Raw genomic sequence first — 13412 nt, 5'->3', positions numbered from 1 at the left:
GTACAAACGCAGGCCCCGCACTGGCCCGCACCACAGGAGTCTCCAGTTTAATGAACCGAATCGTGGCTTACGCCTGCCTGGCGCTCAGCATGTCGCTCGTTGGCAGCTACGTAGCGCTTTCCAAACCCCTCGTCATCGCCTTCCCCGTCTTTTTGCTGGCCTGGCTGCGTTTTGGCATCGGTGGCAGCGCCATGCTGCACTGGCTGAAAAAACCGGCAGGCGAAGTCCCCATGAGCCGGCAAACCGGCCGACTGCTGTTCCTCGAATCCTTTCTGGGCAATTTCCTGTTTTCCATCTGCATGCTGTTTGGCGTGAGCATGACCAGCGCGGTTGCGGCCGGTGTGATCATGGCGTCCATTCCGGCAGCCGTTGCGCTGATGAGCTGGCTCTTCCTGCGGGAACGCATCGGTGCGCGCGTATGGGGCGCTATAGCCTGCGCAGTGGTCGGCATTGGCCTTGTTTCGCTATCAAAAAATGAGCTGGTTGCGCCCGTCAGCATTGGCCCGGAGGCCGATTTGGCACACAGAAATGCCTGGCTGGGCAATTTGCTGCTGGTGGGCGCGGTTTTATGCGAGGCGGCCTACGCCGTGATCGGCAAGAAGCTGACCGGCGTACTCAGCCCCAAACGCATCACCGCACTGATCAACCTCTGGGGCTTTGCCCTCGTCACCCCTTTCGGCCTCTGGATGGCCTGGGGATTTGACTTTGGCAAGGTGGCGCCCTCCGCCTGGCTGTTGCTGCTGTTTTATTCGCTCGCGGCCAGCGTATGGACGGTCTGGCTCTGGATGACCGGGCTCAGGAAGATTCCGGCGAACCAGGCCGGCGTTTTCACCGTATTACTGCCGGTCAGCGCCGCAGCGGTCGGCGTCATTGTTCTGGGAGAAAATCTCAATGGCACCCAGATCGGTGCTTTTGCCATCGCGCTGACCGGCGTCGTGCTGGCTACTTTGCCCGGGCGGGGTCCGGGAAAGCCTGTTCCGGTCGAGCCGCCGCACTGATTTCGCGGTCCAGCCGTTTTTGCCGGCGCATCACGGAGATGCTGTAGGCAATGATGCCCAACGACACCACCGTGATCAAAATCGTGGCCGCTGCGTAAATCGACGGGTTCACACCGCGGCGGGCGTAGCTGAAGATCACCTGCGGCAAGGTCGTCACGCCGGGCCCCGACAAGAATTCGGAGATCACGACGTCGTCAAACGACAGTGTGAAGGTGAGCAGCCAGGCCGATACCAACGCCGGCGCAATGCTGGGCAAAGTCACCAGAAAGAACACCTGCACAGGCCGGCAACCCAGGTCCATGGCGGCTTCTTCCAGGGTGCGGTCCATTTCGCTGAGCCGCGACTGGATGACCACCGTGGCGTAGGCCATGCCGAGCAAGGTGTGCCCCGTCACGATGGTGATGAAACCCCGGTCCGGCCAGCCGATGGCGCGCTGCACCGCCACCATCAGCAGCAGCAGGGCCAGACCGATGATGACCTCGGGCATGACCAGGGGCGCATTGACCAACCCGTAGAACAGCGTACGCCCGGTAAAGCGCAAATAGCGAACCAGTACAAAGGCAGCGAAGCTGCCGAGCACCACCGACAGCGTGCCGGTGATCAGCGCCACCTTGAGCGACAGAAAAAATCCTTCCACCAACCGGGAGTCCGACAGCAGCGCCTCATACCAGCGCGTTGAAAAGCCGGTGAAAACACCGTCTTGCCGGGTACTGTTGAAAGAAAAGACGATGAGAAAGATGAGCGGAATGTACAGGAACAGGTATACCAGGCCCATCCAGATCCGGCCGACGTTGTTCTCAAAAAACCGGAGGATTGGTCTCAACACGTTTTTCATGTCAATGCCGTCCTTGCGCATCGCGGTCGCTGCTGGAGCGGTAGTAAAACGCCAGCGGCACCAGGATCAGGAGGATCATCACGACAGCCAGCGCGGATGCGCGCGGCCAGTTGTTGCTGCTGAACATCTCGTCCCACACCACGCGGCCGATCATGATATTTTCAGCGCCCCCAAGCAGCGACGGAATCACGAACTCGCCGACGCTGGGGATGAAAACCAGCATCGAACCGGCGATGATCCCGGACTTGCTGAGTGGAACAGTGATCAGCCAGAAAGCCTTCCAGGCGCTGGCGCCCAGATCATGGGCAGCCTCCAGCAGACGAAAATCCATCTTCACCAGGTTGGCGTAAAGCGGCAGGATCATGAAGGGGCAGTACACATAGGTCATACCGACCAGCATGGAAACGTCGGTGTAGAGCATCACCATCGGCTCCTGGATGATGCCCAGCGATAGCAGCAGGTTATTGAGCACGCCCTGATCGGCCAGGATGCCCTTCCACGCATAGACCCGCAGCAGGAAAGACGTCCAGAACGGCAACATGACCATCATCAGCAAGGCCGGGCGAATCGCCGGCCGCGAGCGCGCGATGAAGTAGGCAAACGGATAGCCGATCACCAGGCAAGACAGCGTGGTGAGCAAGGCGTACTTCAGCGAGGTCTTGTAAGCCTCCATGTAGATGGTGTTGCCAAAACCGCCTGCCGTATCGGCCGCCTTGTCGATGAAGATGGACGCATAGTTGTTGTAGCGCAGCATGACGTGCCAGGACCCCTGCACCGTCTCGATCAGCGGCGCGAAGGGATCCACGCCATTGCCCATGTCCGTGACACTGATCCGCAACAGGATCAGGAAAGGCAACACAAAGAACAGCAGCAACCAGACATAAGGCACGCCGATCACGAAGCGCCGCCCCAGGTTGAGTTGAAGCCAGGAATGAATTTTCATCGCGGTAGTGAGATAGCTTGGCGTCGCAGCAGCAGCTTATTGAGTCAGCACCACGGGCGCCGAATCGTCCCACCAGAAGAACACCGCGTCTTCCCAGGTGATCAGGGAGCTCTCGTGGCGCGTGGTGTTGGTCTCGGTGATTTTCACCCTGCGACCGCCCGGCATTTCCACAATGAAGGTGTTGTAGCTGCCGAAGTAAGCGATCTCCCGCACCTTGCCGGTGAACAGGTTGACGTTCACCTCAGGACGGGTCTTGGCAATGTGAATCTTCTCCGGCCGCACCGCGATGGCCACCGACATCCCCAGCGTGCCGCTGATGCCGTGGCCCACGTTCACCACGCCCTGCTCCGTCGTGACTTCACAGCGGTCCGCCTCGTCCAGCGTGAGCTCGCCTTCAAACATGTTGACGTTGCCGATGAAGTCGGCCACAAACCGGCAATTGGGGTGCTCGTAAATTTCCTTTGGCGTGCCGACCTGCAGGACGCGGCCGTGGCTCATGACGGCAATGCGGGAAGCCATGGCCATGGCCTCTTCCTGGTCGTGGGTCACCATCACGCAGGTGACGCCCACGGATTCAAGAATGTTGACCAGTTCGAACTGGGTGCGTTCGCGCAGCTTCTTGTCGAGCGCGCCCAGCGGCTCATCGAGCAGCAGCAACTGGGGCCGCTTGGCCAGGCTGCGCGCCAGGGCCACACGTTGCTGCTGGCCGCCTGAGAGCTGGTGCGGCTTGCGTTTGGCAAAGGTCTCCAGCTGGACCAGCTTGAGCATCTCCTGCACACGCGCCTCGATCTCACCCTTGGGCATGCCTTCGCGCTTGAGTCCGAAGGCAATGTTGTCCCACACCGTCAGATGGGGAAAGAGCGCGTACGACTGGAACATCATGTTGATGGGCCGTTCGTAAGGCGGAAAAGAGGCGATGTCCACACCGTCCAGGATCACCGAGCCTTCGGTCGGTTTTTCAAAACCCGCCAGCATGCGCAGCAAGGTCGACTTGCCGCAACCCGAGCTCCCGAGCAGCGCGAAGATTTCGCCCTTGTGAATCGACAGGGACACATCGTCCACCGCCGCCACGCCATCAAAGCGCTTGACCAGCTGCTCAGTCCGCAAAAATCCGTCACCGGCCGGGAGGGGTAGATTCATGAACAGGGGTTCTCACCAAGAAAAAAGCTGCGCACACAAAGCATTGCATGCACAGCCGGATTCACACTGAAATCAGCGCTTGCCAGAGATCAGTAAAACGTCACTTGCCTTTTTTGAAGGCCGTGAACACATTGCTCATGGATTCACGCGCTTCGTTGCTGAAGCTGGCCGGAGACACCATTTTCTTCAGATTGTCCGCATCGGGAAATACCGCCTTGTCCTTGGCGATCTCTGGCTTGACGTTGGCCAGGCTGGCCTTGTTGGCGGTGGCGTAACCCAGCTCGTTGGTCAGAGATGCAGATACCTCGGGACGCAGCGAGTAGTTGATGAAGGCCAGCGCGTTGTTCGGGTGCTTGGCATCCTTCGGAATGGCCAGCGTGTCAAAGAAGATCAGGCCGCCGGTGCTGGGCAACAGGGCCTCGACGTCATTGCCGCTCTTGTTTTCAAGGGCTCGGGCACGGGCGATGTTGATGTCGCCGGCCCAGGCCAGTGCCACGCAGGCCTTGCCGCCGGCCAGGTCGTCAATCATGGTGCTGGAGAACATGCGGATGTGCGGACGCACCTTGGCCAGCATTTCGGCCGCAGCCTTGTGGTCGGCCGGGTCGTTCGAATAGGCGTTTTTCCCCAGGTAATGCATGGCGGGCGGCAGCACTTCGGTTGGCGAGTCGAGGTAGGCAATACCGCAGGATTTGAGCTTGGCGGTGTAGACCGGGTTGAACACCAGGTCCCATGCGTTTTCAGGCATGGGGGTGGAGCCCAGCGCCTTGGTCACCTTGGCCTTGTTGATGCCGACCGTGGTGAAGCTCCAGGCCCAGGGGACGAGGTAGGCGTTACCCGGGTCGATGGTGCCCAGCTTTTCCATGATGGCGGGGTCGAGGTTGCCGTAGTTGGCGACCTTGGACTTGTCGAGCTTGGAGAGCAGGCCGCCGTCGATTTGCGGCTTGGCGAATACAGCGCCGGGCACCACGATGTCGTAGCCGGTGTTGCCTGCCACCAGCTTGGCATGCAGGGCTTCGTTGTTCTCGAAGGTCTGGTAGTTGACCTTGATGCCGGTTTCTTTTTCGAAGTTGGCGATCATGTCCTTGGCGACATAGTCAGGCCAGTTGTAGACATTGAGCACCTTTTCTTCGGCGGGGGCAGCGGCGGGTGCGCTGGCTGCGGGAGCCGGAGTGGCCGCGACAGGCGCCTCCTCTTTTTTACCGCAACCGGCCAGCATAGCTGCCAGGATGGTTGAAATCGCCAGATAGCCAAGATGCTTTTTCATAATGTCCGTAACTCCTCTTAAAACTTGGAAGTAAAAACCAGGAAACTCAAGCAAAAATCAGACCGGAGCAATTGTATAAGAGGGCTAGAGCCTGTCATCATATAAATCGCCCCCGCGCTGGGGCTGCAAGGGGCGCAGCGCTAGGCGCAGGCCGCCGACCGGGGTATCCCCCGGTCAAGGGCTGCAACAACGCGAGGCGCCCCTTGCAGCCCCAGCCCTACGGGTGGCACCCGGAAAAGGCCGCACTCGTCGTTGCGAAGCCTCACCGGGGGCCTACCCCGGCTTCATTTCGCGCCTAGATTGCGACCTTTTCCGGGTGCCACACAGGGGCGATTTATATGATGACAGGCCCTAAAGCCGCGGGAACTTTTTCTCCCCGGGGCCTGCCTCCACGGCAGCCCGGCATCTGGGCCAATTCGCCTACAGCCAGATACGCCCAAGGACGGCTGCCCAAATGGCTCGCGCTGCATACGCTAAGGGCAATTCCCTTACTTTCAGCTCAGGAGAAACCCATGGGACTTACCCAATGGTTAGGCCAAGCCGCCATGAAGCCCTTTGCCCGCGCGCTGCCCGCCATGGGCGACACCGAGCGGGCAGCGCTGGAGGCGGGCACGGTCGGGTTCGAAGGCCGGCTGTTCTCGGGAACACCCCATTTTGATGCCCTGCTGGCCGCTGGACCCAATGTACTGAGCGCCAAAGAGCAGGCCTTCCTGGACAACGAGGTCACGGCATTGTGCGCACTGCTGGACGATTTCGCCATCGACCAGGCCGGCGACCTGCCAGCCGAGGTCTGGGCTTTCATGCGCGGCAGGCGCTTCTTCGGAATGATCATTCCCGAGGAATGGGGTGGCCTCGGGTTCAGCCACTACGCCCATGCCACGGTAGTGACGCGTATCGCCACACTCAATATTTCTGCCGCCGTGACCGTCATGGTGCCCAATTCGCTGGGCCCCGCCGAACTGCTGCTGCGCTATGGCACAGCGGCACAAAAAGAGCACTACCTGCCACGCCTGGCCGATGGCCGCGACCTGCCCTGCTTCGGACTGACCTCGCCTTATGCGGGCTCCGATGCCGCGTCCATCCCTGACCGCGGCGTTGTCACCGAGCGCGAGATCGACGGCGTCATGGTGCGCGGCTTCAGTGTGGATTTCTCCAAGCGCTACATCACGCTGGCGCCCATCGCCACCGTGGTCGGCCTGGCCTTCAACGCGGTGGACGAAACCCTGCCCGAAGGCCAGCGCAACCTGGGCATCACCTGCGCGCTGATTCCCGTGCCGCAACCGGGCATGCAGATCGGCAGGCGGCACCGGCCGATGGACGCCGCCTTCATGAATGGCCCCATCGAAGGCCGTGAAGTCTTCATCCCCATGGACTGGATCATCGGCGGCGAGCAGCAGGTCGGCCAGGGCTGGCGCATGCTGATGGAATGCCTGGCCGCAGGACGCGCCATCTCATTGCCTGCGCTGGGCTCGGCCATGCAGCAAACGGCTCTTTTCGTCGCCAACGGTTACGGCCAGGTGCGGGAGCAGTTCGGGCTTCCCATCGGCCGCTTCGACGCCATTGCCGGCGTGATTGCGGAGATGGCCTGCGAGCTCTATGCGACGGACGCCGCACGCCGCTACACCGCTGCCGTGCTCGACAAAGGAGAGCAGCCCAGCGTGGCCAGCGCCATCCTGAAAGTGCACCTGACCGAAGCTGGGCGGCGCGCCGTCAGCCACGGCATGGACATTCTGGGCGGGAAAGGCATCATCCAGGGCCCGTCCAACCTGCTGTCGGTGGCTTACCGCGGCGCGCCTATTGCCATCACCGTGGAAGGCGCCAACATCCTGACCCGCTCGCTGATCATTTTTGGACAAGGCGCGGTGCGCTGCCACCCCTACGTGATGAAGGAAATGCAAGCCGTGCAGGGCAACGATGCGCAGGCGCTGGGCGAAGCGCTGATCGGCCATGGCGGACACGTGCTGCGTAACTTCTGGCACAGCATCGCCGGCGCACCCTTGCGAGGCTCGCCCCCCGCGGGCCTGGAAAAAGAAGCCCGACTCATCGCCCGCTTGAGCAGCCAGTACGCATTGACCTGCGACCTGGCCATGGGCTTGCTGGGCGGCAAGCTCAAACGCATGGAGTTGCTGTCGGCAAGGCTGGGCGATGTGCTGGCCCATCTCTACATGGCCAGCGCCTGCCTTTGGCGCTATGCCTTCGACAAAGATACGACCATGCTGCAGGTCGCGCAGGCGGCCATTCGCGTGCAGCTCGATGAAGCCGGCAATACGCTGGAGGCCCTCTACGCCAACTTTCCTTCGCCGCTAAGGCGTGTAGTGGGTGCGCTGGTGCTGAACCGCAGCACACGCCTGGCACCGCTTCGGGATGTTCAGTTGCTGGAGCTGGCCAAACTTCTGCGAACCCACCCCGTCGTGGTGAAACGCTTGTGCCCTGACTTGGCAACGCCTACCAGCGGCGGGCTGCGCGACCTGATGGATGCGCTCGATCTGGCAACGCAGCTCGGCGAAGAAACCGTGGCGCTGAACAAGGCCGTGCGCAGCAATCAGTCCATGGAGCACGCCGCGCAAGCCTCAAGCCGCCCGAACCTGGCGTTGGCTTATTTGCGCGCCGCCGACAAGGTGATCCAGGTCGACGACTTTGCGCCTTAAAACCTGTTCTTAAGCCGCGGCCCGGGTAAACAATCCCTTGTACTGCTCACGCAGCAAATTCTTCTGTACCTTGCCCATGGTGTTGCGCGGCAACTCGTTGACCACAAAGCAGTGCTTGGGAATCTTGAAGTTGGCCAGCTTCGATTTCAGTTCGCTCACAATCCTGCTTCCCTCAAGCACGACGCCCGGCTTGGCGATCACGACGGCCACGCCGACCTCGCCGAAATCCGGGTGCGGCACACCGACCAGCGCGCTTTCGGCCACGCCGGGCATGTCGTTGATGTAGCCTTCAATTTCGGCGGGATAGACGTTGTAACCGCCGCTGATGATGAGGTCTTTGCTGCGGCCCACGATGACGATGTAGCCGCGCTCGTCGATCTTGCCCACGTCGCCGGTCTTGAAGTAGCCGTCTGCGGTGAACTCTTCTTTTGTCTTCTCCGGCATGCGCCAATAGCCCTTGAAAATATTCGGGCCCTTGACCTGGATGCCGCCGATCTCACCGGCCGGCAATGACTCGCCGCCTTCGTCCTGCACTCGCAGGCTGACACCGGGTAACGCAAAGCCCACCGTACCGCCGCGCCGCTCGGCACCCTTGTAAGGGTTGGACGTGAGCATCACGGTTTCCGACATGCCGTAGCGTTCCAGAATGGTGTGGCCGGTGCGCTCTTTCCACTCGTTGAAGGTCTCGATCAGCAAAGGCGCCGACCCCGCCACAAAGAGCCGCATGTTGCGGCAGGCTTCGCGGGTCAGCCCCGGCTCGGCCAGCAGGCGCACATACAGCGTGGGAACGCCCATGAACACCGTGGCTTGGGGCAGCCTTTTCACCACCAGCTTGGGGTCGAATTTGGCCAGCCAGATCATCTTGCTGCCGTTGATGAGCGCACCGTGAATGGCAACAAAGAGTCCGTGCACATGAAAAATCGGCAGGGCATGGATCAGCACATCGCCTTTTTTCCAGCCCCAGGCATCTTTGAGCACCAGCGCATTGCTCAACATGTTTCCGTGCGAAAGCATGGCGCCCTTGCTGCGGCCGGTGGTACCACTGGTGTAGAGGATGGCGGCCAGGTCGTCCGCCCGCCGTGTCACCACTTCATGCTGGTCGCTGCAATGCGCCGCACGGTCCAGCAGCGAGCCTGTGCGGTCATCGTCCAGTGTGAACACGTTCTGCGTGCCGGCCTTGAAGGCGATCTTGCTGACCCAGCCAAAATTCTTGCTGCTGCAGACCATCACGGACGGCTCCGCGTTGTCGATGAAGTATTCGATCTCGGCGCTTTGGTAGGCAGTGTTGAGCGGCAAAAACACATAGCCGGCGCGCAGCGTCGCCAGGTAAAGCATCATGGCTTCCACCGACTTCTCGACCTGCACCGCCACCCTGGCCCCTTCAGGTAACCCCAGCGAGGCCAGCAGGTTGGCCATCATCGCAGTGCCGCGTTCGAGGTCGCGCCACGAATAGCAGAGGCCGTTGTCAGTTTCGACGGCGACTTCATTGAGCGAAGAAGGAAATGCGGCTCGAAGCGCTGCAAACAGGTTATGGTTTTTCATGGGTCAGGCTGGCTATGGTTGGAATGTCGGCCGCCCGGCGATCAAACCGGGGCAGGCGTTTTTCAGTGAAAGCGGCAATACCTTCGCGGTGCTCGGCAGAAGGGGCATAACGGTAGGCTGTTGCTATCAAATCAGTAGCTGGTTGCGCTGATCCAGTGGGCGCCAGAGCCCTGAATGCCTGTTTATTCAGGCGCGCGGCGCCAGGCGCAAGGGCACAGGTGCGATCCACGCACGCCATGACCAGGGCCTCGACGTCCTGGCCTGGCGCAACCTGGTTGAGAAAGCCGCGCTGCTTCATCTCGGCGGCCCCCAGAACGGCAGCCGAAAGCAACATCTCCCGAGCGGTCAGCTCTCCGGCGGCACGCATCACCAGCGCAGCCTCGCGCGGCGCCATCGGGAAGCCGAGCTTCGCGATGGGCGCACCGAACTTTGCCGTATCGCCGGCAATGCGGATATCGCAGCAGCTGGCGATCTCAACGCCGGCGCCCATGCAGTTGCCTTCGATCTGCGCGACGATGGGGACGTCGCAGTCCAGCATGGCCTGCAAGCCGCCCCATACATCGTCTTCATGAAACGCGCGCAGGCCCGCTTCTTCAAAGCGAAAGCCGGCGTATTCGGAGATGTCGCCGCCCGCGCAAAACTGCCCGCCCTCTCCCCGCACCAGCACGCAACACAACGCTGCGCTTTGCTGGATGCGCTCAAACGCCGCGCGCAACTCGCGCCACATGGCGCGAGACATGGCGTTGAGCTTGCCGGGATGGGACAGCGTCACAAAGGCAACGGGGCCTTTCACTTCCAGTAAAACGACACCGGTCATCAAGGGGTCAGTCGAGTTTGGCGCCGGAGGCTTTCACCACCGCCGACCAGCGTTTGACCTCGTTGCTCACAAACGTGCCGAACTGCTGGGGCGTGAGGTTGCCGAAGTCCGCGCCGTTGTTGGCCCAGATGGCTTTGAGCTCGTCGCTGGTGGCGGCCTTGCGCAGGTCTTCCACGATGCGTGCCTGCACGTCGGCTGGTGTGCCCTTGGGCGACCAGATGCCGTACCAGGTGGTCACGGTGTAGTCGGGCAGGCCGAGTTCGCCGGCGCAGGGCACGTCCGGGAAGGCCGGGTTGCGTTTCGTGCCCGACACCATCAGCGCCTTGATGCGGCCGCCCTTGATGTGGTTGGCGGAAGAGCCCAGGCCGTCAAACATCATGTCGACGTTGCCGCCAATCAAGTCCTGCAGCGCAGGGCCCGCGCCGCGATAAGGGATGTGCGTGATGAAGGTCTTGGTTTGCTGCTTGAAGAGCTCCCCGGCCAGATGGTGCGAAGTACCCGCACCGGCGGAGCCGTAGTTGTATCTGCCGGGTGCCTTGCGCACGGCCGCGATGTAAGCCTTGAAGTCTGCGAACGGCATGTTGCGGGGATTGACCACCAGCACCTGCGGCACATTGGCCATCAGGGCCAGCGGCACAAAATCTTTCTCGATGTCGTAGTCCAGCTTGGGATACATCGACGGCGCAATCGTGTGATGCACGGCACCCATGAACAGCGTATAGCCGTCGGGCTGCGCCTTGGCGGCGATGCTCGCGCCCAAGGTGCCGCCGGCTCCGCCGCGGTTGTCGATGATGAGCTGCTTGCCTGTGAGTTTGGCGAACTGCGCCGACAGCGGCCGTGCGAACGCATCGGTACCGCCGCCGGCTGGAAACGGCACGATCATCGTCACCGGCTTGGTGGGCCAGGCTGACTGCGCATGCAGCAGGGGTGATGCGGTTGCAGCGCTGGCCGCAGCGATGCGCAGGACGTCGCGCCGGTTAAATGAAATCATGGTTTGTCTCCTTTGATAAGTTTTACTACGGGATGATATTCGTTAAAAATCGCCTTCAACGCAGCACCGCGCTGGCTTCGGCAGCCTTGATTAAGCGCACCGCGTCTTCGGCCAGCAGGAAACCCTGGGCCTGGGCTTTGTCGGCGGCCTTGCGCACGGCGACCACATAGCCCTCGTGCGAACCGTAGCGCTCCTGCAGCGACAGGCGCGGGTCGCCGTTGGCACTGCGCTCCTGCGCCGTGCGGGCAAAGGGCACCATGCCGCCCACGTAATTGCAGATTTGTCCCTGATGGAACGGCCGGGCGCCGCCCGTCGTGATGTTCCAGCCCAGGTAGGTGCCCAGCGGCGCTTCGAGCAGCACTACCGGCACGCCGCCCAGCTCATTGCCGTCGGCGTCCACACGCGGCGCCAGCATGGGCAGCACCCGGCGGATGGGCGGCGGCGCATTGGATGCCACGCCCGAGCCATCGGCAGGGTTGAACGCGGGGCCCCAGTCATAGTCAAGCACCGGCATGATGAAGTCCGGCTCGGGCACGGTGGGGCGCAACTGCGGCAGCGTGGGAAAGCCGATGCCTTCCTTGGTGGCCAGCGCCAGCGAGCCGCGCGGCTCGCCGGCACGCGGCGCTAGGGTAGGCCAGCGGCTGGGCGGTGGCTCGGCGCCACGCATCACCCAGTTGCGAAAGTGCGCGCGCAGCGCGTTCACGGTTTCGGTATGCGGCACCGGGTTGGCGGGTAACACACCCATGCCGAAATTGTTGCCCGGACAACTGGCGCCTGCCGTTGGAAGGCCCACGCCCGGCAGGCTGGTGTCAAAGCCCCCTGCCCCGCCGCCGTGGCTGGAGCTGGCAATGTAATAGCGCCGCACGTTGGCAGGCAGAGGCAGGTCGGCCCTGGCATCGGTACCCACCCATTCCGGCGTAAGTTTCAGGGCCCAAACCTCGGCCGAGCCAAAGTGCTCAACGATTTTCGGGCAGGTCTTGCTGGCTTCGCAACGATCAAGAATACCGGCAGGCGGCCCACCGCGCACCGGGTCGGCCGCGCGTGCCCACCACTGCGGCCCTTCACTGCCGGCCTGGTACAGCTCCAGCACGCCATCGGGCTGGGCCCAGCGGAAGTTCAGCGCGATGCGCCGGCCCGCAATGATGGGCCAGAGGCCGTCATGCACCTGGCGCCCGGCTTCGTCCCGGTTAAAGCCCAGGTGCAGCCAGCCGCGCAGAAAGTTACCGGACTGCGAGACGCCCCGGCCAATGCTGTGGGTCACCACCCCAGCCACCGGGTTCGGTGTGCCGGCGTCATCGGCCCTGGCCGTCTTGAAGAACACCCCCATATCGCGCCAGGCGGCAAAGCCCACGCCCAGCAGGTAGGGGTCGGCGGCCTTGAACACTACCTGGTAAAGCTTGCTGGCATCGAAGCCGTTCTTCAGGCAAATCTGCGTGGCATCAGGTATGCCGGGAAAAGGATTGGCCGCATCGCATTTGGCCCAGGCCCAGTCGGTGGAAGGAATCACTGTCTCGCCGGTCACATCGCCACGGGTGGATTCAGCCGTGCGCGACACCAGGCGCGACTGGCGCGTGTCCAGGCTCACTGGCTTGTACGGAACAGGATTTGTTTGCACGATCAGCGGCTGCGAACCCGGGCCGGTGCGATTGACGATGCGGCCAAACACCTCACCGGTGACGGGTGAGCCATCGGCGTTTCTTGCCACCGGCACCTTGAGCCAGTGGGGAAGCTCGACCGCAGCAGTGGCCCGCACCATGGTGGCGCCGGCGTTGTCGCCCTGCCAGGCGCTGGTGAGGTCGATGTCACCCAGCGCACGCTCCTGCACCACATTGGGCCGGCGCAAACCACGGTTGGGCACCTCATGCCACATCAGGCCGCTGGCCCTGGACGAATCAACCGGCTTGGTCAACACAAAGGTGGCCACGTAACGCACCTTGCCATCGGCCTCTTTGCCCAGTTCAATGTCCTGGATGATGGCATTGCCAGGCGCCTTGGGGTCCAGCTCGCCGAACGCGCGGCCGGCAACCTGTTCAAAGGCAACACCACCTGACAGGTCTGCCGCCAGGGGAACGGTTTCGTCAATCACGATCCGCGTGACGCGGGCCTGGGCGGAATGTCCCAGCAAAAACACGGCGGCCAGCGACGCAAGCGCCAACCTTCCCATCAGGTGAACGGGTCTCATGTCTGTCTCCTTCGTTTTTATCTGTCTACATCTGTCTACTGCTCGTCTGCAA

Annotated in this window: 10 protein-coding genes; 2 read left to right on the top strand and 8 right to left on the bottom strand. The window is 62.2% G+C overall.

The window, feature by feature from the left end; all coding sequences use genetic code 11:
- Window positions 1-50 precede the first annotated feature (50 nt).
- Window positions 51-998, top strand: a complete 948-nt coding sequence (locus ACXJKE_RS09510) for a DMT family transporter (protein ID WP_457280342.1) — start codon at window positions 51-53, stop codon at window positions 996-998.
- On the opposite strand, the gene ACXJKE_RS09505 is transcribed toward ACXJKE_RS09510, so the two are convergent.
- From ACXJKE_RS09505 to ACXJKE_RS09490, 4 genes are all read right to left on the bottom strand, one after another.
- Complete coding sequence (locus tag ACXJKE_RS09505; protein WP_457280967.1) at window positions 943-1773, bottom strand: ABC transporter permease; 831 nt, start codon at window positions 1771-1773, stop codon at window positions 943-945. The two genes, ACXJKE_RS09510 and ACXJKE_RS09505, sit on opposite strands and share 56 nt — an antisense overlap.
- Window positions 1774-1834: 61 nt before the next feature.
- Entirely contained in the window at window positions 1835-2776 is a 942-nt protein-coding gene (locus ACXJKE_RS09500; protein ID WP_457280341.1) for an ABC transporter permease, read from the bottom strand.
- 36 nt (window positions 2777-2812) lie between these two features.
- Window positions 2813-3916, bottom strand: coding sequence for an ABC transporter ATP-binding protein (locus tag ACXJKE_RS09495; RefSeq protein WP_457280340.1), 1104 nt, complete (start codon window positions 3914-3916; stop codon window positions 2813-2815).
- Window positions 3917-4016: 100 nt separating this feature from the next.
- On the bottom strand, window positions 4017-5180 hold the full coding sequence (locus tag ACXJKE_RS09490) for an extracellular solute-binding protein (RefSeq protein ID WP_457280339.1): 1164 nt from the start codon (window positions 5178-5180) through the stop codon (window positions 4017-4019).
- A gap of 512 nt (window positions 5181-5692) precedes the next feature.
- Between ACXJKE_RS09490 and ACXJKE_RS09485 the strand changes: the two genes are divergently transcribed.
- Window positions 5693-7828, top strand: a complete 2136-nt coding sequence (locus ACXJKE_RS09485) for an acyl-CoA dehydrogenase (protein WP_457280338.1) — start codon at window positions 5693-5695, stop codon at window positions 7826-7828.
- 9 nt (window positions 7829-7837) lie between these two features.
- Here ACXJKE_RS09485 and ACXJKE_RS09480 read toward each other — a convergent pair whose 3' ends face one another.
- From ACXJKE_RS09480 to ACXJKE_RS09465, 4 genes are read right to left on the bottom strand one after another with little or no spacing between them, the layout of a single operon-like run.
- Window positions 7838-9370 (bottom strand): malonate--CoA ligase, encoded by a 1533-nt coding sequence (locus ACXJKE_RS09480; protein ID WP_457280337.1) that lies wholly within the window; start codon window positions 9368-9370, stop codon window positions 7838-7840.
- The gene (locus ACXJKE_RS09475; protein ID WP_457280336.1) at window positions 9357-10187 is read right to left on the bottom strand and encodes an enoyl-CoA hydratase/isomerase family protein; all 831 of its coding nucleotides are present in this window, start codon (window positions 10185-10187) and stop codon (window positions 9357-9359) included. Before ACXJKE_RS09475 ends, ACXJKE_RS09480 begins: the two co-directional genes overlap by 14 nt.
- A gap of 7 nt (window positions 10188-10194) precedes the next feature.
- Window positions 10195-11178: a Bug family tripartite tricarboxylate transporter substrate binding protein gene (locus tag ACXJKE_RS09470; RefSeq protein WP_457280335.1), complete on the bottom strand. Its 984-nt coding sequence runs from the start codon at window positions 11176-11178 to the stop codon at window positions 10195-10197.
- A gap of 55 nt (window positions 11179-11233) precedes the next feature.
- Complete coding sequence (locus ACXJKE_RS09465) at window positions 11234-13360, bottom strand: alpha/beta hydrolase domain-containing protein (protein ID WP_457280334.1); 2127 nt, start codon at window positions 13358-13360, stop codon at window positions 11234-11236.
- Window positions 13361-13412: the final 52 nt, after the last annotated feature.

The organism is Polaromonas sp. P5_D5 (assembly GCF_054049435.1).
The sequence above is the reverse complement of the archived record's forward strand: the minus strand, read 5'-3'. Positions and strand labels throughout refer to the sequence as shown.

Coding starts and splice junctions, on each gene's coding strand:
- ACXJKE_RS09510 (WP_457280342.1), top strand. CDS start 51: ATGAACCGAATCGTGGCTTACGCCTGCCTGGCGCTCAGCATGTCGCTC.
- ACXJKE_RS09505 (WP_457280967.1), bottom strand. CDS start 1,773: ATGGGCCTGGTATACCTGTTCCTGTACATTCCGCTCATCTTTCTCATC.
- ACXJKE_RS09500 (WP_457280341.1), bottom strand. CDS start 2,776: ATGAAAATTCATTCCTGGCTTCAACTCAACCTGGGGCGGCGCTTCGTG.
- ACXJKE_RS09495 (WP_457280340.1), bottom strand. CDS start 3,916: ATGAATCTACCCCTCCCGGCCGGTGACGGATTTTTGCGGACTGAGCAG.
- ACXJKE_RS09490 (WP_457280339.1), bottom strand. CDS start 5,180: ATGAAAAAGCATCTTGGCTATCTGGCGATTTCAACCATCCTGGCAGCT.
- ACXJKE_RS09485 (WP_457280338.1), top strand. CDS start 5,693: ATGGGACTTACCCAATGGTTAGGCCAAGCCGCCATGAAGCCCTTTGCC.
- ACXJKE_RS09480 (WP_457280337.1), bottom strand. CDS start 9,370: ATGAAAAACCATAACCTGTTTGCAGCGCTTCGAGCCGCATTTCCTTCT.
- ACXJKE_RS09475 (WP_457280336.1), bottom strand. CDS start 10,187: ATGACCGGTGTCGTTTTACTGGAAGTGAAAGGCCCCGTTGCCTTTGTG.
- ACXJKE_RS09470 (WP_457280335.1), bottom strand. CDS start 11,178: ATGATTTCATTTAACCGGCGCGACGTCCTGCGCATCGCTGCGGCCAGC.
- ACXJKE_RS09465 (WP_457280334.1), bottom strand. CDS start 13,360: ATGAGACCCGTTCACCTGATGGGAAGGTTGGCGCTTGCGTCGCTGGCC.